The sequence below is a fragment of the Bacillus sp. C30 genome, from assembly GCF_040838255.1.
Taxonomy (GTDB): Bacteria; Bacillota; Bacilli; order Bacillales; family Bacillaceae_G; genus Bacillus_A; species Bacillus_A mycoides.
The window spans coordinates 12,290-35,964 of record NZ_JBFPJH010000009.1 but is presented as its reverse complement, the minus strand read 5'-3'; the positions used below and the strand labels follow the sequence as shown (position 1 = coordinate 35,964).

The window sequence follows — 23,675 nt, the reverse complement described above, 5'->3', positions numbered from 1 at the left end:
TCCTAATCTAATTTTTCGATAGCTTCAACAACTTGTTTCATTTCTTCATTTACATGCTCTTCTTCGCTGATTAGCTGTTTTAGCTTTGCAACAAGTCGCTGTCGCTCTTGAAACTTTTGAAGTAATACTAATTTATCTTCATATTCTTCAAGCATCGCTTCAGTCCGTTTAATGTTATCATACACGGCTTGGCGACTTACATCAAATTCTTCCGCAATTTCACCAAGAGATAAATCATCTAGATAATAAAGCGACATATAACTTCTTTGTTTTTGCGTTAACAACGATTGATAAAAATCAAATAAATAGTTCATTCTCGTTGTTTTCTCGAGCATGTTGGATCATCCTTTGTTAAGTGATTTCCCTTTACATGACTTAGTTTACATGGAGTATAAAAGAGTGTCAAGTTTTTTTCTTAACATCACATATTTTTATAAAAAAAAGAAGCGGAAATACCGCTTCTTTCACTTACACTTCTTCTGTTTCTACTACGTTCGCAAACAAACCATAAACATATTGTTCTGGATCAAACTGTTGCAGATCATCCATTTGCTCTCCTAGCCCAACAAATTTCACCGGAACATCCATTTCGTTACGAATCGCTAAGACGATACCACCTTTAGCAGTTCCATCTAACTTCGTTAAAACAATACCAGTAACATTCGTGGCTTCACGGAATGTTTTCGCTTGACTTAAACCATTTTGCCCTGTTGTTGCATCAATAACAAGTAATACTTCATGAGGAGCCCCTGGTACTTCACGCTCAATTACGCGCTTCACTTTCTCTAACTCATTCATTAAGTTTACTTTATTTTGTAAGCGTCCCGCTGTATCACATAGCAATACATCCACTTTACGGGCCTTTGCCGCTTGTACAGCATCATACATAACAGCCGCTGGATCAGATCCTGACCCTTGTTTAATTACTTCTACACCAACACGATCGCCCCATACTTCTAATTGCTCAATCGCCCCAGCACGGAATGTATCTCCTGCCGCCAATAGGACAGACTTACCTTCTGATTTAAATTTATGTGCAAGCTTACCAATCGTCGTCGTTTTCCCCACACCATTCACACCAACAAATAAAACTACTGTTAATTGATCCTCTTGTATATTAACTTCATTACTAAAATCGCTGTCACCTTTGTAAATGCCCACTAGCTTTTCAGAAATAACAGCCTGTACTTCTTTCGGATCTTGAATGTTACGACGTTGCACTTCTTCTTTCAACTGATCAATTAATTCCATCACTGTCGAAACTCCGACATCCGCACTAATTAAAATTTCTTCTAATTCTTCAAAGAAATCTTCGTCTATTTTGCGGTAACGGTACACTAAGTCATTTACTTTATCAGCAAATGAATTTCTCGTTTTTTCTAATCCTTGTTTAAACTTCTCTGTTACCGTATCCGTTTGTTTTGAAATTTTTTCTTTTAATTTTTTTAAAAAGCTCATACTTCCCATCCTTCCTATCTACTTGCAACAAGTTCTTCGCCATCATCTAAACGAACAGAAACAAGCTTCGACACCCCTGATTCTTGCATTGTTACACCGTACAATACATCAGACTCTTCCATTGTACCTTTTCGGTGTGTAATTACAATAAACTGCGTTTCATCACTAAATTTCTTTAAATACTGCGCAAAACGAGCAACGTTTGCCTCATCAAGAGCTGCTTCCACTTCATCTAGAACACAGAATGGAACTGGGCGTACTTTTAAAATACCAAATAAGAGCGCAATTGCCGTTAAAGCACGCTCTCCCCCTGAAAGTAAACCTAAATTTTGTAGTTTCTTCCCTGGTGGTTGCGCTACAATATCAATACCCGTATTTAGTAAATCTTCTGGGTTTGTCATTACTAAATCCGCTCTTCCACCTCCGAATAATTCAGAGAATACAGATTGAAACTCTGTTCGAATCCCTTCGAACGTAGTAGAAAAGCGTTTTTTCATCTCTTCATCCATTTCCGTAATAAGTTGATGCAATGTCGATTTCGCTTCTTCTAGGTCATCTCTTTGCTCTAATAAGAATGTATGGCGCTCTGCTACACGTTCATACTCATCAATTGCCCCTAAATTTACTGCGCCTAACTCTTCAATGGATAGTTTAATTAGTTTCACCTTTTTACGTGCATCTTCTGCAGGCATCATCATTGTATACTTAAGTTTTGCTGCTTCAAATGAAATAGTATATGTTTCACGTAAATGTTGCAATCTATTTTCCAGCTCTACATCAAGTCGGTTAATTTTCACTTCTTGATCTTTCAGCATCTCAAGAATATACTTATGTTTACCTATTGTTTCTTTCACACCGCGCTCTAAATGCTCGACTCTTTCTTGCAATGATACGCGTTGTTCACGACGAGAACGAATTAACTCCGAAGTTTGATTACGATCATACGCTTTCTTCTCAATCATATTCGTAATTTGTTCTTCGCCACTTGAATTAGATGTCATCTCTTGCTTTAAGAACGCTAAATCTTCTTTCGTTTTTACAAGCGTCGCATCAGTCTCTTCTTTTTCCTTCGTCAATCGTTCGACTTTTTCTTTTTGATTAGACAATCGTTGTTGTTGTTCAGCAGCTTGTACTTTTAGCTCCGTCATTTCCTTCTGAACTTTTTCTTTTGAAGAATATTGTTCACTTTTTTGTTTCGTTAAAATGACGATTTTACTATCTAATTCCCCAATCTCAGCTTGAAGAGTCGCTAAAATCTTTTCTAACTCTTCTTTGCGCCCTTGCATTTTTACTTGATCTTGTAAAAATCCTTCAATCTCTAAATCGTAAATCGATAAACGATCATTAATACGATGTTCATCTAATTCTAAACGATTAATTTCTTCTCTTAGCTTCTGTTCATCTACACGTTCGGTCTCTACACCTTGGCGTAGCTCTCGTATTTGTACTTCTTTTTCTTGAATCTCTTGCTTTACTGCTTTAACAAAGTTTTCTAGCTTTGTTGTTTTTTCTTCCATGTCAGTTAGTTTTTTAGTCCACTCTTCAAGTTCACGTTGACGTCCCAATAAAGAGGATTTCGCCTGTTTTACAGCTCCACCCGTCATAGAACCACCCGGGTTCACTACGTCACCTTCGAGTGTTACAATACGATAGCGGTATTGCAGTTGTTTCGCTAACTCATTTGCTCCGCGTAAATCTTTCGCAACAACAACTGTACCTAATAAACTTGAAACTACATTCTCATATTTATTATTGTACTGCACAAGTTCTGCCGCTACACCGACAAACGATGGATGCTGATTCACAATGCGTAATTGATCAAATGATAGCGATCGGCTTTTAATAACAGCTTGAGGTAAAAACGTTGCACGGCCATGTTTATTTTGCTTTAAAAATGCAATTGCATTACGAGCATGCTCTTCTGTTTGTACTACGATATGTTGCATCGCTGCCCCAAGGGCGATTTCCATTGCGATTTCATATTCTTTCGGCACAGTCAGAAGTTCTGCAACAGCTCCCTCAATACCTTGTAGTCTATTTTCTCTAGCCTTTAATACTTCACGTACCCCTTGATAGAAGCCAGAGTAGTCCTCTTGCATCTCTTCTAACATTTCTTTACGAGAGCGCGCCTGTTGCACAAATTGATACGCTTGATACAGTTTCGTTTCATTTTCACTATACTGTGACTTACATTTCCCAAGTGCCGTTTCTGTCTTCTGTATGTTAGAAATAATGCCAGCTATTTTCTCTCTCGCTTGCTCATAACTGTCTACAAGTTTCGCCTTTTTCGCTGTAATTTCCACACGCATCTGTACATACTTTTCATTTTCTTCATCAAGTCGTTCGTTTTTAGAGTTTTGCTGTTTTGATTGTTCTTCAATCATAGATAATTCATTACGAAGACTTGCTTGTTGATTTAAAAGTTCAATATAGTCACCTTTTAAATTCTCAATTTGTTCCTCTAAATTCTCAGCAAAAGTCGCAAGTAATTGCTCGTTATCATGCAATTTCTTCTCCAATTCTTTTACTTGATTCACAAATTGCATTAAAGCTTCTGTACTTGTTTCAATTTCGCCATCATAACTTGTAGTTTTCTCTGTTAACTCAACAATTAGCTTTTCAAGCTGCGCACAATGTGTCGTTGCATTTTGCTTTCTTTCCTTTAACAGCTCGCGTTGCCCTTCTAGTTTTTCTAGTTCTTTACTAGACAGAAGTAGAACTTCTTGTAAGGAATTTACAGATTCATCAACGGCTTGTAATTGCCCGCGTAATTCCTCAAGCTCTTCTTCACTTTTTTGTAAGTTCGCCGACATTTTAGCTTCTTCATCTTTATTATGCCCAAATTGATTTCGAAGCGCTTCCCACTTTTCATGTAATTCTTCAATTTCATGTACAATAAGCGCAGCTTCTACTTTCTCTAATTCTTCTTTTTTCTCAAGATAATCTTTCGCAATAGAAGCTTGTCTTTCTAGTGGTTCTACTTGACTACTTAATTCGTGAATAATATCTTGTACACGATTTAAGTTTTCTTGTGTTTCCGCCAATTTCCCTTCAGCTTTCTTTTTACGAAGTTTGTATTTCAGCACTCCCGCAGCTTCTTCAAATACACCACGACGTTCTTCTGATTTACTACTCAAAATCTCTTCGACTTTCCCCTGGCTAATAATCGAAAAAGCTTCCCTTCCCATACCAGAGTCCATAAATAAATCAATAATATCTTTTAATCTACAAGATTGTTTATTAATATAAAAATCACTATCACCCGAACGAGATACACGACGCGTTACACACACCTCGTTATACTCAATCGGTAAGCGTTGGTCTTCATTATTTAAAGTTAATGTAACTTCAGCAACATTAACCGCTCTTCTCGTATCACTGCCGGCAAAAATAATATCCTCCATCTTTGCACCGCGTAATGACTTTGCAGATTGTTCACCAAGTACCCAGCGAATTGCATCAGTAATATTACTTTTCCCGCTCCCGTTAGGTCCTACTACAGAAGTTACACCTGGAACAAAATCGACAGATACACGCTCAGCAAAAGACTTAAATCCTGCTATTTCTAATCTTTTTAAAAACACGAAAGGCCTTCCTCCTATTCTCCGTTGTTGTAAACGTTGTCTGTACGAAAACAAACTACTATACGGATTTCCCACTCCTTTTATTTATAAATAAAAGGAAAGTTTCATTCTATGCATAAGGAATCCCCCTCATTCAAAGGGGGATTCCTCATGATTGTTCTTTTAATTTTTTCAATGCTTCTGCAGCAGCTTGTTGCTCTGCCTCTTTTTTTGACTTACCACTTCCAAGACCTAATGCCTCATTATTTAAAGTTACACGGGACACAAATTCTCGGTTGTGGGCCGGTCCTTTTTCTTGCAAAATTTGATACTCAATATTGCCACTACCATCACGCTGAATCAATTCTTGCAATTGACTCTTATAATCCATCACATGAGAAAAAGCACCTTCATTAATTTTTGGATATACAACTTCTTTTAAGTATCCCCAAACTGTTTCTAGCCCTTGATCAAGATAAAGGGCACCAATAAACGCTTCAAAGACATCCGCTAATAAAGCTGGTCGTTCACGTCCACCCGTCATTTCCTCACCTTTCCCTAATAGAACAAGGCTACCAAATGACATTTCGTTTGCAAAACGAACAAGAGATGGCTCACATACAATAGCTGCACGTAGTTTTGTTAACTCTCCTTCGCTCATTGTCGGATATTTTTGAAACAGATACTGTGATACAGTGAGTTCCAATACAGCATCGCCAAGAAACTCAAGACGCTCATTGTCCTCATGCGGTTTTTTTCGATGCTCATTCACATACGATGAATGCGTAAACGCTTGAATCAATAATTTTTCATCTGTAAACGTAATACCTATCTCTTCTTGAAATACTTTAAAAGCTTCACGATATTTTGCTTCGTATTTTTTTTCTCTATGTTTTCGGTACGGCATAGGTCCCTCCAGATATAAGCCGAGAAGCCCCGTTAAAAAACGGGACTTCACTTAAGCATTATAGATGACTCTCTATGTAAGTCACAGCATCGCCAACAGTAGCAATCTTTTCAGCATCTTCATCAGAAATTTCCATTTCGAATTCATCTTCTAATTGCATTACAAGTTCTACTACATCTAGGGAGTCTGCGCCTAAATCTTCTTTGAAGCTTGCAGCTGGTACTACTTCAGTTTCTTCTACTCCTAAACGATCAACGACAATTTTGGTTACACGCTCTAAAACATCTGCCATTCTATTCACCTCCCCTCAAATATTATATAAAATATTGTCCAAAAAAACTAGGTGAAATCGATTCTTTTATTACATTACCATACCGCCATCAACATTTAACGTTTGACCTGTAACATATTTACTTTGATCAGAAGCAAAAAACGTTACAGTATTTGCGATATCTTGTGCTTCTCCAAACTGAGCTGCAGGAATTAATTTTAACATTTCAGCTTTTATATTTTCATCTAATACATCCGTCATATCAGTTGCAATAAACCCTGGAGCAATTGCATTTACAGTAATATTTCGGCTCGCTAATTCTTTTGCTGATGTTTTTGTTAATCCAATTACACCAGCTTTAGCAGCAACATAATTTGCTTGTCCTGGGTTTCCTGTTACACCAACAACAGAAGCGATATTAATAATACGTCCATGACGTTGACGCATCATATAGCGCGATACTGCTTTCGTACATAAGAAAACACCTTTTAAGTTTGTATTAATAACTGTATCCCATTCTTCTTCTTTCATACGCATTAATAAATTATCTTTTGTTACACCAGCGTTATTTACAAGAATATCAACTTGTCCAAACGTATCTACAGTTTGTTTCACCATTGCAGTAACATCATCAGCATTTGCAACATCTGCTCTTACTGCAATGGCATCTGAACCTAATTTCTTTATTTCATCAACTACTTCATTCGCCTTTTGCTCATTACCAGCATAATTTACTACAACATTTGCCCCTTGTTTCGCTAAATCAATAGCAATCGCACGACCAATCCCACGTGAAGCACCAGTTACTAATGCTACTTTCCCTTTTAACATCAGCTTTCTCCTCTCAAATTTGAAATGGTATCTTTTAATGTCTCTTCATCATATACCGCATATGCTTTCACTGAAGAATCAATCGACTTCATAAGACCAGCAAGTACTTTTCCAGGTCCGATTTCAATAAATGTATCTACCCCTTGATTCACCATATACTCAATAGATGGGTACCATAATACAGGCGAATAGAGCTGTTCAATTAGCTTTGCTTGAATATCTGTACCACGCGTAATAACATCTGCCGTAACATTTGCAATAACAGGAATATTCGTGTCTTGAATTGTAATTTCATTTAAAACACTTTGGAATTTCTCAGCAGCTGGTTTCATAAGCGAGGAATGAAACGGTCCACTTACTTTGAGCGGAATTGCTCTTTTAGCACCATTTTCTTTCGCGCTTTGAGAAGCAAGTTCTACTCCTTGCTTTGTTCCAGAAATAACAATTTGCTTCGTACTATTCATATTAGCAATTTGTACTGCATATCCTTCACTTGTTACTTCTTCTGTAACTCGTTTCAGCATATCCGGATCCGCACCTAAAATAGCTGCCATTGCACCTTCCCCGCCTGGAACAGCTTCTTCCATATATTCCCCGCGTTTCCTTACAGCATATACAGCGTCTTCGAATGTTAATGCACCAGCAGCTACAAGAGCGCTATATTCACCTAAACTATGTCCTGCGACAAAATCAGGTGTAATATCATACTCCTTCAAAGCTGTTAAAATTGCAAAGCTCGTTGTTAATAGTGCCGGCTGCGCATTTGTTGTTAATGTTAACTTTTCTTGCGGTCCTTCAAAAATCACTTCTGAAAGAGAATCATGCAAAACCTCATCCGCTTTTGCAAACACTTTCGCAACCTCTTTATTATTCTCCGCTAACTGTCTACCCATTCCAACTGCCTGTGAACCTTGGCCCGGAAAAAGAAATGCTATTTTTCCCATTTCAAATCCTCCTCTTATTGAAGCGGCTCCTTCTCCATTACACTTGAGATTGTAGGAATTACTTCTTTCGCTACCATTTCTCTCGTTTGACGAATCGCACTAAATATCGATTGGTCATTAGAAGAACCGTGAGCCTTAATGACAGGAGCTTTCAATCCAAACAACGCCGCTCCCCCATACTCCGAATAATCCATTTTATCTTTCAATACCATAAGTTTTGGTTTTAATACCGCTGCTGCTAATTTGCTCGTAAACGAACTCATTAATTGTTCTTTTAACATAGAGAATAACGCAAGTGCTGTTCCTTCTAATGATTTTAGCGCTACATTACCCGTAAAACCATCACATACAACAACGTCTGCTACACCTTGCAATAAATCTCTTGATTCAACGTTTCCAACGAAATTAATTGGTGCATCCTTGAGCATAGCAAAGACTTGTTTTGAAAGCTCGTTTCCTTTACCATCCTCTGTTCCAACGTTTAAAAGTCCAACGCGTGGATTTTTAATTCCTCTTACCTTCTCTGCGTAAACAGAGCCCATTACTGCATATTGATATAAATGAATTGGTTTTGCATCAACGTTGGCTCCAACATCTAACATAACAAAACCTTCTCCATCAACAGTTGGCATTGTAGGTGATAAAGCTGGTCGTTCAATTCCTTCCATACGACCAACAACAAACAATCCAGCCGCCATCAAAGCTCCTGTACTACCTGCTGATATACAAGCATCCGCTACGCCGTCTTTTACTTGCTGCGCCGCTAGTACCATTGAAGCTTGTTTTTTTCGACGAACCGCTCTTACTGGTTCGTCTGTTGATTCAATTTTTTCGTCCGTATGAAGTATAGTAATTTGCTCTTCACTCGTTAAATATTGACGAATCCTCTCTTCTTTCCCTACTAACGTAATATGTAAATCTGAGTATTCCTTAATAGCTTTCATTGCTCCTAATACTACAGCCTTTGGTGCATGATCGCCGCCCATTGCATCTATTGCGATTTTCATAAGTTGTTACCTTCCTCACTATAATTACTAGATCGATACATTTCAAAAGTGCCTGTAAAGACAAGTTCTTCTCCAACAAAACTACGCACTTTGACAACCGTCCGTCCTTTATCATTCTCTACATCTTCAACACGTACTTTTGCAACAACACGCTCTCCTAATTTTACAGGACGAATATATCGAATGGTGGACTTTGCAGTTAAAGCTAATTCTTCATCAATAACCGCAACAGCTAGTGAGTTTGCTTGTGCAAACAAATGATGCCCACGAGCAATTTGATTTCTTTTAAATACATGTTCTACCTTTACTTCAAAGATAGAAATCGCATGTCTATCTAATTCTATATCAATAATTTCTCCGACAACCTCTTCTAACGGTAAAGATTTCACATCTTCTTCATGTTGTTTTGTAGCCACATGCTTAATTCGTTCTCTTAATTCAGGAATAGATAATTCCATACGATCAAGACGAACAGTTTGTATGCTCACTTGAAATTTTTCCGCTAAATCTTCATCCGTTATAAAAGGATTCGTTTCTATTGTTTGTTGTAATAATTCTTGTCTTTCTTTTTTACTTCTTCTTTTTTTCATACCGCACCATCCATTTTTATGACTAGGTACTAAAAGTAGTATATAATCATTAAAAGTAGAATGCAACAAAAACTTTTGCAGACTACTTTTAATCGAGCTTCTCTCCCTGGAACACACCTGTCCCATCAAGATAAGTACGCAGCGAAGCATACTGATCATTATGCCAAAACACTTCTGAATCAACTAGTATCGCTGCATCTTGTCTTGCTGTTTCTAACGCCCGATAATCATGTACCATATCAGCAACCTTAAATTCTGGTAGACCACTTTGCTTACTTCCAAAGAAATCCCCAGGACCTCGTAACTCTAAATCTTTTTCTGACAATACAAATCCATCATTTGTTTCAGTCATAATGCGCATTCTTTCTTTTCCCGTTTCTGATTTCGGGTCCGCAATTAATAAACAATATGATTGTTCACTACCACGCCCAACACGCCCCCTCAGCTGATGGAGCTGTGATAAACCAAAACGTTCCGCGTCATAAATAACCATAACAGTCGCATTTGGTACATTCACGCCTACTTCAACAACTGTTGTCGACACAAGAATTTGCACTTTATTTTCACTAAACTGTCCCATTATCTCTTCTTTTTCTTGAGATGATAGTCTCCCATGCATTAATCCAACTTGGCATTTCCCTTGATAATGATGAGTCAGCATACTATGTAAGTCGATAGCATTTTGTACATCCAGCTTCTCAGACTCTTCAATAAGAGGGCAAATAACATATGCCTGTCTTCCTTTTTTTATCTCTTTCTCCACAAAGCCGAGGACACGATCTAACATATCATGTTTTGCCCAGTACGTTTCGATTACCTTTCTACCAGCTGGCATTTCGTCGATAATAGAAACGTCCATCTCTCCAAATGCAGTGATAGCTAACGTACGCGGGATTGGGGTCGCCGTCATAAACAATACATCTGGACTTTCACCTTTCTCACGTAAAACCCGGCGCTGCGCCACACCAAATCGATGCTGTTCATCGGTAATAACGAGACCTAACCTATGAAATATAACTTCGTCTTGAATTAAAGCGTGCGTTCCAACAAGGATGTCTACTTCTCCCTGTTCTAATCTCGACAAAATTTCTCGACGTCTCGCACCTTTAACAGAACTTGTTAGCAATTCAACCTTCATACCGAAATGTGAAAACGTCTCCGCGAGCGACTGATAATGTTGCTCGGCTAAAATTTCTGTAGGAACCATCAAAGCACCTTGATAATGAGCCAATTTCGCCGCATAAAGAGCAATCGCAGCAACAACTGTTTTCCCAGAACCTACATCCCCTTGCAATAATCGATTCATTCGGTACGGAGATATCATATCTTTCATTATTTCATCTACAACCCGGCGTTGTGCACCAGTTAATGGAAACGGAAGCGCATCAGTAAACTCTTGCAATTCTACTAATGAAATTTCCTTTTTCGTCCCTTTCGAGTTTTCCCTTTCCATTTTCCGTAATGTTTGCATTTTCAACTGAAACAAGAAAAACTCCTCATATACAAAACGGCGACGCGCTTGCTTTAAGTCTTCCTGTCCCACTGGAAAATGTAACCCTCTGAGCGCTTCATAGCGTGATAATAATTTATATCGACTTAACAAACCATCTGGTAACACTTCGACTATAGAATCTCCATACTCCTTAAATGCTTGTGCAACAAACCGGCGCATCTGTTTTACTGTCAGTTTTCCTTTCACTGAATATACAGGTTCTACTTCTTGTTGTCGTACAACCGGTCCAAAATTCAGTTCTGATACAGCAATTGTTTGGCGATGCTGATCCCATTTACCAGTAATCGTTACCGTTTCATCTAAATTTAACTTTTGTTTATAGTATGGTCTATTAAAACATACAGCTGTAATTAAATAACGACCGACGAGAACACGAACTGTAAGACGTGACTTCTTCTTCCCATAATATTGCAGTAAAGGAGCACTATGAACTTTCCCCTCAACCGTTACACGCTCGTCATGCTTTACTTCAGCAAGATCTTTCATCGCATAGTCTTCATAGCGGTACGGAAAATGTTCTAATAGATGAGAAACTGTATAAATTCCCATCTCGTGTAACAACTCAGATGTTTCTCCTCCGATTCCCTTTACATCCGTAACAGGAACTTGTACAACTTCATTCAAGATTCTCACGCTCCGTCACATTATTTTCTTTGATTCATTCTATTGATTATCCATTATTATCATTGACATCTGTAATCGCTCTCTTTCACCTTATATATTCTATCATAGGCATTCTAAGAGAAACTACTCTAATCCCTCTATATAAAGTGAAACTATAATCAGTGGGCGTTTACGGGCAATTAATCTCCCACTTAACTTCTTTGCTCCAGCCGAATATAGGGGGTGGAAGTTTTACTGCCCACAAATAGCGGGATAAAACAAAGTTGTACAATACGTAAGAAAAGAGCCTCACTATTAGCAGCAAGGCTCTTTTCTATCATCAATATGCTAGCCTTTTGAATAAAAACTAGTAATAAACTTCATATCACTATTTCTTATCCATTAGCAAGTAAGTAACCCATTTATTTTCAAATCGAATCTTTTCTTATTCTACAGAGAAGATGAAAGAATACACCGGTTGGTTCCCTGCATGTACTTCTACTTCTGCATCTTCAAAGTTCTCTTCTACAAACGCAACTAATTTAGCCACTTCTTCATCTGTTGCATCTTCACCTTGTAGAATCGTTACGATTTCAGAATCCTCATCAATTAGCGCTTCTAGTAATTGCTTTGCAGCTCCTACTTTCTCAACATTTGTAGATACAATTTCCCCATCTGCAATACACATGAAATCATCTTTTTGAATCGCTACACCGTCAATTTCCGTATCACGAACAGCATACGTAATCTGACCTGTTTTCACATGAGCTAAAGCTTCTTTCATGTTTTCTTCATTCTCTTCTAGCGTTCCAACTGGATTAAATGCTAACATTGCAGCCATACCTTGAGGAACTGTTTTTGAACGAATAACAATAACTTCTTGTTCTACAACTGACGCTGCTTGTTCTGCTGCCATCACGATATTCCCGTTATTTGGTAAGATGATGATTTTTTCAGCATTCGCCTCTTCAATCGCCTTCACAATATCCTCCGTACTCGGATTCATCGTTTGGCCACCTTCGATAACTTTCGTTGCACCAATGCTCTCAAATAGAGTTTTAATACCCGATCCCATAGCTACAGTTACAATACCATACGGTTGTTTCTCTATTGGCTGATTCGTTTGTTCAGGTACCATGCTAGGTTCATCTAATAAAGCAGTATGCTGTTCACGCATATTTTCTACTTTGATCTTAATTAGACTACCGTAACGTTGTCCATAGTTCATAGGATCTCCAGGATGTTCCGCATGAATATGAACCTTTACAACCTCATCATCCGATACAACAAGTAGTGAATCTCCGTACACACTAATATCTTCACGGAATTTTTGTTCAGAGAAATTATGTTTCTTCATTTTTCCAGGCTCTAATTTCACCATGAACTCCGTACAATATCCATACTTAATATCTTCTGTACTCAATTGGCTTTGTACACTACGGTGATGTTCTGCACGTACCATGTCATTCATAGATGGTTGGGCAGGCATATCAGAAGAAATCGTTTCTCCTTTTAAGTCAGCTAAAAATCCTTCATATACAACAACAAGACCTTTACCACCGCTATCTACAACGCCAACTTGTTTTAATACAGGTAATAAATCTGGCGTACGATTTAACGATGCGTTTGCTTCTTTTACAACGTCTTCCATAAACAAAACAAAGTCGCGCTGTTTTTTCGCAACTGTCACTGCATATTTACCCGTTTCTCTTGCAACCGTTAAAATCGTTCCTTCAATTGGTTTCATAACCGCTTTGTAAGCTGCCTCTACTCCAGCTTCTAAAGCTGCAGCAAAATCAACTGTCGTTAATTCTTCTTTTTGTTCAATGGATTTAGAGAAACCACGGAATAACTGAGATAAAATAACCCCAGAGTTACCACGAGCTCCCATTAATAATCCTTTGGCTAAACTTACACCGACTTTACCAGCATGCTGCGAAGGATTTGCTTTCACTTCACGTGCGCCTGAAGTCATTGATAAGTTCATGTTTGTACCGGTATCGCCATCTGGAACTGGGAATACGTTTAATGCATCAACAAGCTGAACATTATTTGTTAAATTATTGGCTCCTTGAATGATCATTTGTGATAAACGTTTTCCATCAATTTTTTGAATTGACACAGATTTTCCTCCTTAATGCACATTACAAGTTTATTACTTTAACTCCTTGTACGTAGATGTTTACAGAATCTACTGCTAGTCCTACAGTTTGATCTAATGTATATTTCACTTTAGTCTGCACGTTATGTGCTACTTCTGAAATTTTCGTACCATAGCTCACAATAATATACATATCAATATGTACTTCATCTTCATTTTCACGAACAATAACGCCTCTAGTGAAGTTTTCTTTTCGTAAAATTTCTGTTAATCCATCTTTTAACTGATTTTTTGATGCCATACCTACGATACCGTAGCAATCTACTGCGGCACCTCCAGCAATTGTTGCAATTACATCTGTACTAATATCAATTTGACCGTACTTCGTTTTAATTTCAATTGACATCTCGTTTCCCCCTTCATAAATGGTGAAAGTGAGCTAGACTACTTTAGTTACTATCATATAATCTTTTTAAAGAAAATTCCATCGTTCTTTCTTTTTCACTCTCATATTTTATGTTTTAAATTACATTTTTTTATGATGAGCAAAATAGTCCATTGTTATTATACAACATGTACCACTATAATATGTCAAGCAATTTTTCTTGATTTCACCTTTTCTTCATTGACATATAGTGTCAAGTATTTTTTCTTGATTTCTTTTTCCTACGGTGTTGCATTCTCTTTTTAGTTGTGTTAAATTATAGTAGTGTTTTTAGCATCGCATAAAAGACTAATATTGAAAAATTACGTATGTTACGGTAGTTAAGGGAGGGAAATATAAATGGCTCGTGTTTGTGCTATCACTGGAAGAAAAGCTCGTTCTGGTAACTCTCGTTCTCACGCAATGAACGCTACAAAACGTAAATGGGGCGCTAACCTTCAAAAAGTTCGCGTACGCATCGACGGAAAAGTTCAACGTGTTTACGTTTCTGCTAGAGCATTAAAATCTGGCAAAATCGAACGTGTTTAATAATAAAAAAAAGAGCCGCTAGGCTCTTTTTTTATTATACCATTGGAAAAAGCACCGTAATAGGTGCTTTTTTTAGTCTTTTTTGAAGGTATTTAACATCGCACGAACAATTCCACCAAGAAATTTAGGTAACTTAATTGTATAAAATCTCATGGTTTCCCTCCTAATCCCCATTACTCCACTTGTTCACTATATGATGCAAGGAGCAAAATTGTTTCTTCAATCAGTGCTTCTTATCATCATTAATATGCCAGAAGTGAATGAAAAAGTACCTTTTTCCTCAACGAGTTCATTACTAATACAAAGTGTCGATCCCCACTCTATTGTTTTATTAGTAAGGGGATACTTAAAACCGTGAAGTGTAATACCTTCTACCCTTTCAGTAACTGGTACAAATGATACGTATGGAAAATGTTCGTTTCCTTCAATTATATACATACCAAACTTTTTCACCATTATTTCATTTTTATTGTCCACAATACACATTTCTATATTTACTTCTAATCCCTTTAAAAGCATCTGAATATTTGCTAAACCATGATCAAGTCTTCCACCAGTAGCACCAAAAATACGAATTAATTTTGGTTTCTGTTCTAAAGCCCAGCTAATTGCAATTTCTAAATCTGTTTGATCTTTTTCTCGCGGGACGATATGTAATTCATTTGTTTGCTGCCTCATCCATGCTAATTCCTCATCAGTAACTGAATCATAATCCCCAAACGCAACAGCCGGAGTGATTCCTCTTTTCAACAAACGGTACACTCCTCTATCAACGGCCGCCCAAACTACTTCTTCATTTTCATACCGCGAAAAATCTGCGCAGTATTCTGCAGGTCCTCCCGCTAAAATATGAATAATCATTTTTCCTTCCCCTTCTATTGTAAAAAGGCAATCTGCCATTCGGTAGATTGCCTTTCTCCTTATTTGCCACTCTAACATGTATAAATAGTGAAGTCTTAATGAACTAGAAGCTTCACTAGGATAAAGGTTCGTTCATTCTTTATCCGCGAATTACACGAATTGCTTCACCGCGGTCTTTTTGATTGTATACTGCTGATCCCGCTACAAGAACATTCGCTCCTGCTTCAATACAAAGTCTTGCCGTTTCAGCGTTGACACCACCATCAACTTCAATTTCCACTTCTAGATTTCGCTCTTTAACCATTTCTGCAACTTGTTTGATTTTCGGTAATACAGAATGAATAAACTTCTGCCCGCCAAATCCAGGATTTACTGTCATAAGTAATACCATGTCTATATCTTCTAATACATGCTCAATCGTTGAAACTGGAGTATGCGGATTTAATACAACCCCTGCTTTAATGTCATGAGATTTAATTAACTGAATTGTACGATGTAAATGAGGACACGCTTCTACATGAACAGTAATAATATCCGCTCCCGCTTTTGCGAAAGTTGGGATATAGTTATCAGGATTTTCAATCATTAAATGTACATCTAACGGTAATGATGTAATCGGACGGATTGCTTCTACAATTAATGGTCCAATCGTAATATTTGGTACGAAATGCCCATCCATTACATCGACGTGAATGTAGTCAGCTCCGCCTTTTTCTACATCTTTAATCTCTTCCCCTAATCTTGAAAAATCTGCTGATAAAATCGATGGTGCAATTTTAATCATGACTAATACCTCGGCTTTCTCTCTCTAATTTCTTCTACGAATTGTTTGTAATTCTTATAACGATATTCGGTAATCTTTCCTTCTTCAACCGCAGCTTTCACCGCACATTTCGGTTCAGCAAGGTGTGTACACCCTCTAAATTTACAGTATTGGCTCGCTTCTTTCAACTCTGGAAAACAATATGTAAGATCTTCTACCTCTATATCTATGAAATCAAGCGAACTAAAACCAGGTGTATCCGCAACAAGTCCGCTTCCAACTGTAATTAATTCTACGTGTCTTGTCGTATGCTTTCCACGTCCTAAATGTGAAGAAATATCATTAGTTTTCAATTCTAAATCTGGACGTAATACGTTTAGCATTGAAGATTTCCCAACACCAGATTGGCCTGCAACGACGGAAATACAACCTTCTAAGAATGGTTTCAGAATATCAATACTTTCCGATGTATTTATAGAAGTAAACAACACATCATAACCCATTTCACGATAATCATTTGCATAAGATTCAACAGTTTCTCTCATTTTTTCATCTACTAAATCCATCTTACTAATACAAATAATTGGTTTAATGTTATGATATTCAATTAATACTAAAAATCGATCTAACAGTCCTGGATTAAAATCTGGTTCTACCGCAGAGAAAACAAGAATAGCTTGATCAACATTAGCAATAGGAGGTCTAACAAGTTCATTTTTCCGATCAAATACTTCTAACACATAACCTTCATTCGGATTATCCGCTTGAAAAACAACTTGGTCTCCTACAAGTGGCGTAATTTTATTCTTTCTAAATACACCACGCCCGCGACATTGTGTAATCCCTTCCTCATTCTGCACATAATAAAACCCACTTAGAGCTTTTACAATTTTTCCTTCTGGCATATAATTCTCCTTTATTTTGTATAAAATGAAACTGCAATTAAATATGAATAGACTAGCGTTCTTTAAACAATTAGTTCAAAGCCCACCAAATATATATCCAGGTTCATATATTTAATCTATCATCAAATTTGAAATATTATTTACAACAGTATCACTTTTACAGCTTTTTGAATCATATATTTTTGCCTGTTATACAGTCCACGATGTAGACAGCATAACAGGCAAGAGTAATAAATTCCATCTTCTATATAAGGACGATGGAATTCACTATTATTGAGCTGGATATGGTACTTCCTTGTCCATAATCGTTACTCCATCTCGGACAATTTTATAGTGTCCCTTTGCACCTTCTTGAATTACAAATTCTAAAGAAATAATCGCTGACTCAGTAATTGTTCTCGTTTCAACTGGTTTATCCATTTTTTGCTGCATATCTTCTTTATAAATTTCTATTGTTTGCGGCTTTTTCTCACCTGTTGCAGAAGCTTCATATGGGATAGAAATGTTATCCACTTTTACCGTTTTCGTCACTTTAGGCTTCGGACCATCGGAGATAACAATCGATACTTTATCTCCTTCTTTTAAAGGTGTCCCAGGCTTTGGTAACTGTGAAATAACAAGACCTTTATCAACCTTATCTGAATACTCTCTTTGTATATCAGAAACAAGCTTTCTTTCATTTAAATAACCTTTTACACTATTTTCAGTCCATCCTGAAAAATCACCTGGTCTTATTTGATAAGGTCCTTTACTTACCCAAATTTTCAGCTCTTGTTCTGTCTCTATAACCATTTGATCAGGCGTTGGTATTTGCTCTACAATTTCACCTTTCGGCTTATCATTTTCAATATAATTTATTGTAACTTGTTTATATTTTTCTTCTAACTCAGCTCTTATACTCTCGAAATCTTTTCCTGTCAAATCACGCATCTTACTTTTCTTTTTCCCACCTGATTGATAGATAGTAATTTTAGAGTTTTCTTTCACTACTCTTCCTGCTATAGGATCTGTTTTTATCACGTTTCCGGCTTCAACATCATCTGTATATACAAGATTAGGTTCAGTAACTTCAAAACCTTTTTCAACTAATGTATTTACAGCTGTCGTATATTTCATATCAGCCACATCAGGAACCTTCACATCTTTCGGAATAAAGAAGCCTGGAATAACAGTAAGTGCTAATGTTATCCCTATCGCTAAAAGTAAAAATGTTGTAATTAAAACTTTCAGCCATTTATTATTTCGCTTTTTCTTCTTACCTGATTTGGTCTCTTCTTTTCTTACTTGTTCATCCACTTTACTTCCTTTTAATACAATCGTTTCATCACTTACATTTTGAAATAGTTGTTCTTGTTGAATAATTGGAATCGCTTTCGTTGCTTCCATATCTTCTGGTATGTAAAATGGTTGTTCATTTATTCGTTCTGGGTATAGTGCTGTTTCAATATCTCGTTTCATCGCGTTAGCAGATTGATATCGATGGAACGGATCTTTCGCAGTTGCCTTTAATATAATATTTTCAACACTTTGTGGAATATTTTCATTCCATCTTTTTGGAGATGGCATTTCATTTTGTAAATGTTTTAACGCAATTGCAACAGCAGATTCACCAGAAAACGGTTGTCTTCCTGTTAACAATTCAAACATAACAATCCCAAGTGAATAAATATCTGATTGTTTATTCGCTATACCGCCGCGCGCTTGTTCTGGTGATAAATAATGCACCGAACCGAGCACCGAATTTGTATGTGTAATCGTTGCTGCACTTGTAGCTGTCGCAATTCCAAAGTCTGTTACTTTGACCACTCCGTCATCTCGAATCAAAATATTGTGCGGTTTAATATCACGATGTACAATCTCAAAATGATGGGCGTGTGCCATAGCGGACGTTAACTGCTCCATTATATCAAGAGCCTCTCCTATCGGTAACATCCCTCGATCAATTATGTATTGCTTCAATGTTCGTCCAGGTACATATTCCATTACAAGATAATATATATCATCCTCTTCCCCAACATCATACATATTCACAATATTTGGATGCGACAACGTTGTAACAGATTGCGCTTCTCGATGGAAACGTTTAATAAACTCTTCATTATTTGAATAGTCGAGTCTTAATATTTTTACCGCTACATCTCGGCCGAGTATATCATCATGAGCTAAATATACATTGGCCATTCCTCCACCACCAATCATTTTCAGCAGCTTATAACGGTCATTTAAGCGTTTTCCAATCAGCACGTTGCACTTCACCTACTTTCGTTTGTCGAATCCGTATAATCAATAATAACGAGGGTAATATTATCTTCTCCACCACGATCATTTGCTAATTGAATGAGATGCTCTCCCTTCGCCTCGAGCTGTTCATTCAATTGTAAAATTTGTTGCATATCAGCAATAGAAACTTTGTTAGACAATCCATCCGAGCAAAGAAGTAATTGATCATCTTCTTCAAGCACCAATGTTTTAACATCTAATCCAACTGTTTCTTCATTTCCTAATGCTCTTAACAAAACATTCTTTTTCGGGTGATATTCTGCATCTTCCTTTGAAATTTCGCCATGTCTCACAAGTTCATTTACAAGCGAATGATCTTCCGTTACAAGCGTCATTTTCCCCTCTGATACCATATAACACCGACTATCTCCTATATGACCTATCGTCACAAAATTCGATGTACAAATGGCTATTATAAGTGTTGTTCCCATGCCATTACATTCTGCATGCTGCTTAGAGTAAGCATATATGCGCTCATTAATAATTCCAACGTTAGTATGTAACCACTTTTCTACCTTTTTAGGCTCATTCATATTATGCGTTTGCTTCCAATAATCATGGAATAATTGAATAGCCATCGAGCTAGCTACATCGCCAGCTCGATGACCTCCCATTCCATCTGCTACTACCGCTAAAATATTTCCATCTAAATTGCGAAAAACTCCTGCACTATCTTCATTATGTTGACGAACTTTTCCTTTATCCGATAGAAACACGGCTTTCATCTAGTCACCTCGTCTCTTCTTTGCGCTCCTTTGCACGCAACTGACCGCAGGCTGCATCAATATCATGACCTTGTTCACGGCGAATGGTTACATTCACTCCACGATCTTTTAGCGTCTTTTCAAATAAGAAAATTTGCTCTCGTGGCGTACGTACATAATCACGTTCTGGCACGTAGTTTACCGGAATTAAGTTTACATGACATTTTACACCTTTTAAGAGCGCAGCAAGTTCTTCAGCGTGCTCAACTTGGTCATTTTCTCCTCCAAATAAGCCATATTCAAATGTAATACGACGCCCTGTTCTATTTACATAGTATTTAACAGCTTCCATTAAATCAGGTAGCTTATAAGCACGGTTGATCGGCATTAATTTTGAACGTATCTCTGTATTTGCAGCATGCAATGAAATCGCAAAATTAATTTGCATATCTTCTTCAGCGAACTTATAAATTTTTGGAACAATTCCACTTGTTGAAACTGTCATATGTCTTGCACCAATATGAATTCCTTTTTCATGATTTACAATGCGTAAGAATGACATTAAGTTATCATAATTATCAAATGGTTCTCCAATTCCCATAACAACAAGAGAACTTACACGTTCTTCTGTTTCATCAAGCGCACGCTGAACTTCTACTACTTGCGCTACAATTTCTCCAGCCTCTAAGTTTCGTTTTAACCCACCAAGTGTAGAAGCACAGAACGTACAGCCAATGCGGCAACCCACCTGTGTTGTTACACAAATGGAATTTCCATATTCATGTCGCATTAGTACAGTTTCAATAGAGTATCCATCGTATAACTGGAATAGGAATTTAATCGTTCCATCCGAAGACGTTTGTTTTACTAAAGTGTTTAAAGTAGTAATATCAAAGGAATTCGACAATTTATCGCGCAATCCTTTAGCAAGGTTTGACATATCCTCATAATTTTTTACACGTTTTTTATATAGCCAATCAAAAATTTGTCCTGCACGGAACTTAGGTTCTCCTTGTTCCTTTAACCAATCTTGCATTTCATGAAGTTGTAAAGAATAAATTGATGGTTTCTTTGTTTCTAGATTTTTCTTTTGTTTTTTTACAGTCGTTTCCATGATGCTACACCTTCTTTCTTAAACAAGCAATATAAAAGCCATCTGTTGCAAAATAATGCGGTAAAATTCGCACTTGACCTTCATCAATATACGGATTTAACTTTTCTGGCATGCGATCTTTTATCGTAGTATCCCATTCAAATTCAGGATGCTCTTGTAAAAATTGCTTTATTACTTGTTCATTTTCTATTTTTTCAATTGTGCACGTACTATAAACAAGGCGACCACCTTGTTTTAACAATGGTGCTATTTTTTCTAGTATCGCAAGTTGAATCGTTGATAACCTTTCACTATCGCCCTTATCTTTACCTAACTTAATATCAGGTTTACGTCTAATAACACCAAATCCAGAACATGGTGCATCTACTAATATTTTGTCAAAAGATTCATTTGCAAAATGCTCTTGAACTTTTCTAGCATCTAAAGCCATCGTTTCTACATTTTCTAAACCAAGTCTCTTCGCCTGTTGTTCAATTAAACGTACTTTATGTGCGTGTAAATCAAGCGACATTACCTTACCAGTTCCGTCCAAACGCTCTGCAATATGAGTTGTTTTTCCGCCAGGAGCAGCACAACTATCTAGAACTGTATCTCCTTTATTCGGTTCTAAAGCACGTGCTACAAGCATTGAGCTTTCATCTTGAATAGAAAGGAAACCTTTTTTGAACGCTTCTGTATGTGCGACATTTCCTCTTTCAATTTGAATTGCATCCTCTGACAATTCGCCACGTTTTGCTTCTATACCCTCATCAGCTAATAACGCAACCGCTTCTTCTACCGTTACTTTATCAACATTTACACGTGCTGTTGGTACAGGTGGCAACATATTTACTTCACACATTTTCTCTGCTGTCTCTAAACCATATTCGGATGCCCATTCTTGTACAAGCCACATTGGATGACTCGTTGCAATCGCAAGTCGTTCTACTGGATTTTCGATTTCTTCTAACGAAGGTACACCTTCTCGCTGAATTGAACGCAATACTCCGTTCACCATGCCTGAAATCCCTTTATGCCCACGACGCTTTGCAATCTCAACTGCTTCATGAATAGCCGCTCTTTCTGGAACTCGGTCTAAATATAGCATTTGATATAGAGATAGGCGAAGCAACACTCTTACCCACGCTTCAACCTTTTTTCTTAAAAATGGTTGTAAATAATAATCTAGTGTGTCACGACGTTGAATTGTTCCATATACCATTTCAGTTAATAAACCAATATCTTTTCTGTCAATTGTATTTTTTTCAATCAAATTATTTAAAAGTAAGTTGCTATATGCACCACTTTTTTCTACTTGAATTAAGCCATCCAGAGCTAACTCACGAACATTTTGTCTCATGCATTTTCTCCTAACTTCGTACCAATTTCAGGTTTTGTTCCACGTAAAAATTGTGAACAACTCATACGCTTTTTACCAGATGGTTGCAATTCAGTGATTTTTACGCCTGTCTCGTTCCCTGTTGCAACAACAAATCCATCTTCTTCAAGAGCTACTATTGTACCTGGTTCAGCTTTCTCTGTAATAGAGACCTTCTCTCCCCACCATACTTTAATAACTTGTCCTGCCAAAGTCGTATAAGCAACTGGCCATGGATTCAATCCGCGAATGTGATTGTATACTTCTTCACCTGATTTTGTCCAATCAATTATCTCTTGCTCACGTTTTATATTATATGCAAACGTCACTTCAGCTTCACTTTGTTTAATTGGTTCTAGTTTACCCTGAATTAGTAAAGGAACCGTTTTAGATAAAAGGTGTGCTCCTGCTTCGCTTAACTTATCAAATAATGAACCTGTTGTTTCACGCTCTTCAATTTCTACTTCTACTTGCGTTAATATATCGCCAGCATCTAATTTTTCTACCATATACATAATTGTAATACCTGTTTTCTCTTTACCTTCCATGATCGCATAATGAATTGGTGCACCACCGCGAAGTTCTGGAAGTAATGATGCGTGGACATTAATACATCCATACTTTGGCGCTTCTAAAATTTCATTCGGTACGATTTGTCCAAATGCTGCTGTTACAATTAAGTCTGGCTCTAGTGCTAATACTTTTTCATATTCGTCTTTTTCGCGAATTTTTAACGGCTGTACTACTGGAATACCATATTTCTCCGCTTCTACTTTAACAGGAGTAGGTGTTAAAACCTTTTTTCTACCAACTGGACGATCAGGTTGCGTTACAACACCAACTACGTCATATCCGTCCTCGATAAGACGACGAAGCACCGGCACAGAAAAGTCCGGTGTCCCCATAAATACTACTTTCATCATTCAAAAA

The 23,675-nt window shown here is 37.3% G+C and carries 22 protein-coding genes; 1 reads left to right on the top strand and 21 read right to left on the bottom strand.

Translation table 11 applies throughout. The features are described from left to right. Positions 1–2: 2 nt before the first annotated feature. The 12 genes from AB3X49_RS02370 to AB3X49_RS02315 all read right to left on the bottom strand — a co-directional run bounded on the left by AB3X49_RS02370 (position 3) and on the right by AB3X49_RS02315 (position 14,194). Positions 3–335 carry a putative DNA-binding protein gene (locus tag AB3X49_RS02370; RefSeq protein WP_000891061.1) on the bottom strand — a complete coding sequence of 111 codons (333 nt, stop codon included), beginning with the start codon at positions 333–335 and terminating at the stop codon, positions 3–5. A 133-nt stretch (positions 336–468) separates the two neighbouring features. Continuing rightward, positions 469–1,458, bottom strand: a complete 990-nt coding sequence (gene ftsY / locus AB3X49_RS02365; RefSeq protein ID WP_002088200.1) for a signal recognition particle-docking protein FtsY — start codon at positions 1,456–1,458, stop codon at positions 469–471. A 14-nt stretch (positions 1,459–1,472) separates the two neighbouring features. Further along, positions 1,473–5,042, bottom strand: a complete 3,570-nt coding sequence (gene smc / locus AB3X49_RS02360; RefSeq protein ID WP_002066789.1) for a chromosome segregation protein SMC — start codon at positions 5,040–5,042, stop codon at positions 1,473–1,475. 148 nt (positions 5,043–5,190) lie between these two features. Continuing rightward, complete coding sequence (gene rncS / locus AB3X49_RS02355; RefSeq protein ID WP_002066788.1) at positions 5,191–5,928, bottom strand: ribonuclease III; 738 nt, start codon at positions 5,926–5,928, stop codon at positions 5,191–5,193. 58 nt (positions 5,929–5,986) lie between these two features. Beyond that, positions 5,987–6,220 carry an acyl carrier protein gene (gene acpP / locus AB3X49_RS02350; protein WP_002014515.1) on the bottom strand — a complete coding sequence of 78 codons (234 nt, stop codon included), beginning with the start codon at positions 6,218–6,220 and terminating at the stop codon, positions 5,987–5,989. Between the two features lie 69 nt (positions 6,221–6,289). Then, entirely contained in the window at positions 6,290–7,030 is a 741-nt protein-coding gene (gene fabG, locus AB3X49_RS02345; protein WP_002014514.1) for a 3-oxoacyl-[acyl-carrier-protein] reductase, read from the bottom strand. After that, on the bottom strand, positions 7,030–7,974 hold the full coding sequence (gene fabD / locus AB3X49_RS02340) for an ACP S-malonyltransferase (protein WP_367960327.1): 945 nt from the start codon (positions 7,972–7,974) through the stop codon (positions 7,030–7,032). The genes fabG and fabD overlap by 1 nt, the downstream gene beginning before the upstream one ends. A 14-nt stretch (positions 7,975–7,988) precedes the next feature. Continuing rightward, complete coding sequence (plsX, locus tag AB3X49_RS02335; RefSeq protein ID WP_367960325.1) at positions 7,989–8,981, bottom strand: phosphate acyltransferase PlsX; 993 nt, start codon at positions 8,979–8,981, stop codon at positions 7,989–7,991. Beyond that, positions 8,978–9,571: a transcription factor FapR gene (gene fapR, locus AB3X49_RS02330; protein WP_000747354.1), complete on the bottom strand. Its 594-nt coding sequence runs from the start codon at positions 9,569–9,571 to the stop codon at positions 8,978–8,980. The genes plsX and fapR overlap by 4 nt, the downstream gene beginning before the upstream one ends. An 88-nt stretch (positions 9,572–9,659) precedes the next feature. Beyond that, positions 9,660–11,708, bottom strand: a complete 2,049-nt coding sequence (gene recG / locus AB3X49_RS02325) for an ATP-dependent DNA helicase RecG (protein ID WP_367960323.1) — start codon at positions 11,706–11,708, stop codon at positions 9,660–9,662. A gap of 424 nt (positions 11,709–12,132) precedes the next feature. Next, positions 12,133–13,809: a DAK2 domain-containing protein gene (locus AB3X49_RS02320; RefSeq protein ID WP_367960321.1), complete on the bottom strand. Its 1,677-nt coding sequence runs from the start codon at positions 13,807–13,809 to the stop codon at positions 12,133–12,135. A 22-nt stretch (positions 13,810–13,831) separates the two neighbouring features. Further along, entirely contained in the window at positions 13,832–14,194 is a 363-nt protein-coding gene (locus AB3X49_RS02315; RefSeq protein WP_367960319.1) for an Asp23/Gls24 family envelope stress response protein, read from the bottom strand. A 378-nt stretch (positions 14,195–14,572) separates the two neighbouring features. Here AB3X49_RS02315 and rpmB point away from each other — a divergent pair, with 378 nt between their 5' ends. Next, positions 14,573–14,761: a 50S ribosomal protein L28 gene (rpmB, locus tag AB3X49_RS02310; protein ID WP_000124776.1), complete on the top strand. Its 189-nt coding sequence runs from the start codon at positions 14,573–14,575 to the stop codon at positions 14,759–14,761. A gap of 72 nt (positions 14,762–14,833) precedes the next feature. Here the strand turns inward: rpmB and spoVM are convergent, their stop codons facing one another. From spoVM to fmt, 9 genes are all read right to left on the bottom strand, one after another. Next, positions 14,834–14,914, bottom strand: a complete 81-nt coding sequence (gene spoVM / locus AB3X49_RS02305; RefSeq protein WP_001213599.1) for a stage V sporulation protein SpoVM — start codon at positions 14,912–14,914, stop codon at positions 14,834–14,836. A 66-nt stretch (positions 14,915–14,980) separates the two neighbouring features. Then, complete coding sequence (locus AB3X49_RS02300; protein ID WP_002014506.1) at positions 14,981–15,661, bottom strand: thiamine diphosphokinase; 681 nt, start codon at positions 15,659–15,661, stop codon at positions 14,981–14,983. A 100-nt stretch (positions 15,662–15,761) separates the two neighbouring features. Then, positions 15,762–16,406: a ribulose-phosphate 3-epimerase gene (gene rpe / locus AB3X49_RS02295; RefSeq protein ID WP_002014505.1), complete on the bottom strand. Its 645-nt coding sequence runs from the start codon at positions 16,404–16,406 to the stop codon at positions 15,762–15,764. A 2-nt stretch (positions 16,407–16,408) separates the two neighbouring features. After that, positions 16,409–17,290 carry a ribosome small subunit-dependent GTPase A gene (gene rsgA, locus AB3X49_RS02290; protein ID WP_002014503.1) on the bottom strand — a complete coding sequence of 294 codons (882 nt, stop codon included), beginning with the start codon at positions 17,288–17,290 and terminating at the stop codon, positions 16,409–16,411. 270 nt (positions 17,291–17,560) lie between these two features. Beyond that, the gene (gene pknB / locus AB3X49_RS02285) at positions 17,561–19,534 is read right to left on the bottom strand and encodes a Stk1 family PASTA domain-containing Ser/Thr kinase (protein WP_367960316.1); all 1,974 of its coding nucleotides are present in this window, start codon (positions 19,532–19,534) and stop codon (positions 17,561–17,563) included. Positions 19,535–19,542: 8 nt separating this feature from the next. Continuing rightward, positions 19,543–20,295 (bottom strand): Stp1/IreP family PP2C-type Ser/Thr phosphatase, encoded by a 753-nt coding sequence (locus AB3X49_RS02280; protein WP_002014501.1) that lies wholly within the window; start codon positions 20,293–20,295, stop codon positions 19,543–19,545. Positions 20,296–20,299: 4 nt separating this feature from the next. Next, positions 20,300–21,388 carry a dual-specificity RNA methyltransferase RlmN gene (gene rlmN / locus AB3X49_RS02275; RefSeq protein ID WP_002014500.1) on the bottom strand — a complete coding sequence of 363 codons (1,089 nt, stop codon included), beginning with the start codon at positions 21,386–21,388 and terminating at the stop codon, positions 20,300–20,302. 4 nt (positions 21,389–21,392) lie between these two features. Then, entirely contained in the window at positions 21,393–22,727 is a 1,335-nt protein-coding gene (gene rsmB / locus AB3X49_RS02270; RefSeq protein ID WP_002128834.1) for a 16S rRNA (cytosine(967)-C(5))-methyltransferase RsmB, read from the bottom strand. Further along, entirely contained in the window at positions 22,724–23,668 is a 945-nt protein-coding gene (gene fmt / locus AB3X49_RS02265) for a methionyl-tRNA formyltransferase (protein ID WP_367960313.1), read from the bottom strand. Before fmt ends, rsmB begins: the two co-directional genes overlap by 4 nt. Between the last annotated feature and the right edge of the window lie 7 nt (positions 23,669–23,675).

What these genes read in the sequence shown, in the direction of transcription:
- AB3X49_RS02370 (WP_000891061.1), bottom strand. Translation starts at nt 335, where the DNA reads ATGCTCGAGAAAACAACGAGAATGAACTATTTATTTGATTTTTATCAA.
- ftsY (WP_002088200.1), bottom strand. Translation starts at nt 1,458, where the DNA reads ATGAGCTTTTTAAAAAAATTAAAAGAAAAAATTTCAAAACAAACGGAT.
- rncS (WP_002066788.1), bottom strand. Translation starts at nt 5,928, where the DNA reads ATGCCGTACCGAAAACATAGAGAAAAAAAATACGAAGCAAAATATCGT.
- acpP (WP_002014515.1), bottom strand. Translation starts at nt 6,220, where the DNA reads ATGGCAGATGTTTTAGAGCGTGTAACCAAAATTGTCGTTGATCGTTTA.
- fabG (WP_002014514.1), bottom strand. Translation starts at nt 7,030, where the DNA reads ATGTTAAAAGGGAAAGTAGCATTAGTAACTGGTGCTTCACGTGGGATT.
- fabD (WP_367960327.1), bottom strand. Translation starts at nt 7,974, where the DNA reads ATGGGAAAAATAGCATTTCTTTTTCCGGGCCAAGGTTCACAGGCAGTT.
- plsX (WP_367960325.1), bottom strand. Translation starts at nt 8,981, where the DNA reads ATGAAAATCGCAATAGATGCAATGGGCGGCGATCATGCACCAAAGGCT.
- fapR (WP_000747354.1), bottom strand. Translation starts at nt 9,571, where the DNA reads ATGAAAAAAAGAAGAAGTAAAAAAGAAAGACAAGAATTATTACAACAA.
- AB3X49_RS02315 (WP_367960319.1), bottom strand. Translation starts at nt 14,194, where the DNA reads ATGTCAATTGAAATTAAAACGAAGTACGGTCAAATTGATATTAGTACA.
- rpmB (WP_000124776.1), top strand. Translation starts at nt 14,573, where the DNA reads ATGGCTCGTGTTTGTGCTATCACTGGAAGAAAAGCTCGTTCTGGTAAC.
- spoVM (WP_001213599.1), bottom strand. Translation starts at nt 14,914, where the DNA reads ATGAGATTTTATACAATTAAGTTACCTAAATTTCTTGGTGGAATTGTT.
- AB3X49_RS02300 (WP_002014506.1), bottom strand. Translation starts at nt 15,661, where the DNA reads ATGGCAGATTGCCTTTTTACAATAGAAGGGGAAGGAAAAATGATTATT.
- rpe (WP_002014505.1), bottom strand. Translation starts at nt 16,406, where the DNA reads ATGATTAAAATTGCACCATCGATTTTATCAGCAGATTTTTCAAGATTA.
- rsgA (WP_002014503.1), bottom strand. Translation starts at nt 17,290, where the DNA reads ATGCCAGAAGGAAAAATTGTAAAAGCTCTAAGTGGGTTTTATTATGTG.
- AB3X49_RS02280 (WP_002014501.1), bottom strand. Translation starts at nt 20,295, where the DNA reads ATGAAAGCCGTGTTTCTATCGGATAAAGGAAAAGTTCGTCAACATAAT.
- rlmN (WP_002014500.1), bottom strand. Translation starts at nt 21,388, where the DNA reads ATGGAAACGACTGTAAAAAAACAAAAGAAAAATCTAGAAACAAAGAAA.
- rsmB (WP_002128834.1), bottom strand. Translation starts at nt 22,727, where the DNA reads ATGAGACAAAATGTTCGTGAGTTAGCTCTGGATGGCTTAATTCAAGTA.
- fmt (WP_367960313.1), bottom strand. Translation starts at nt 23,668, where the DNA reads ATGATGAAAGTAGTATTTATGGGGACACCGGACTTTTCTGTGCCGGTG.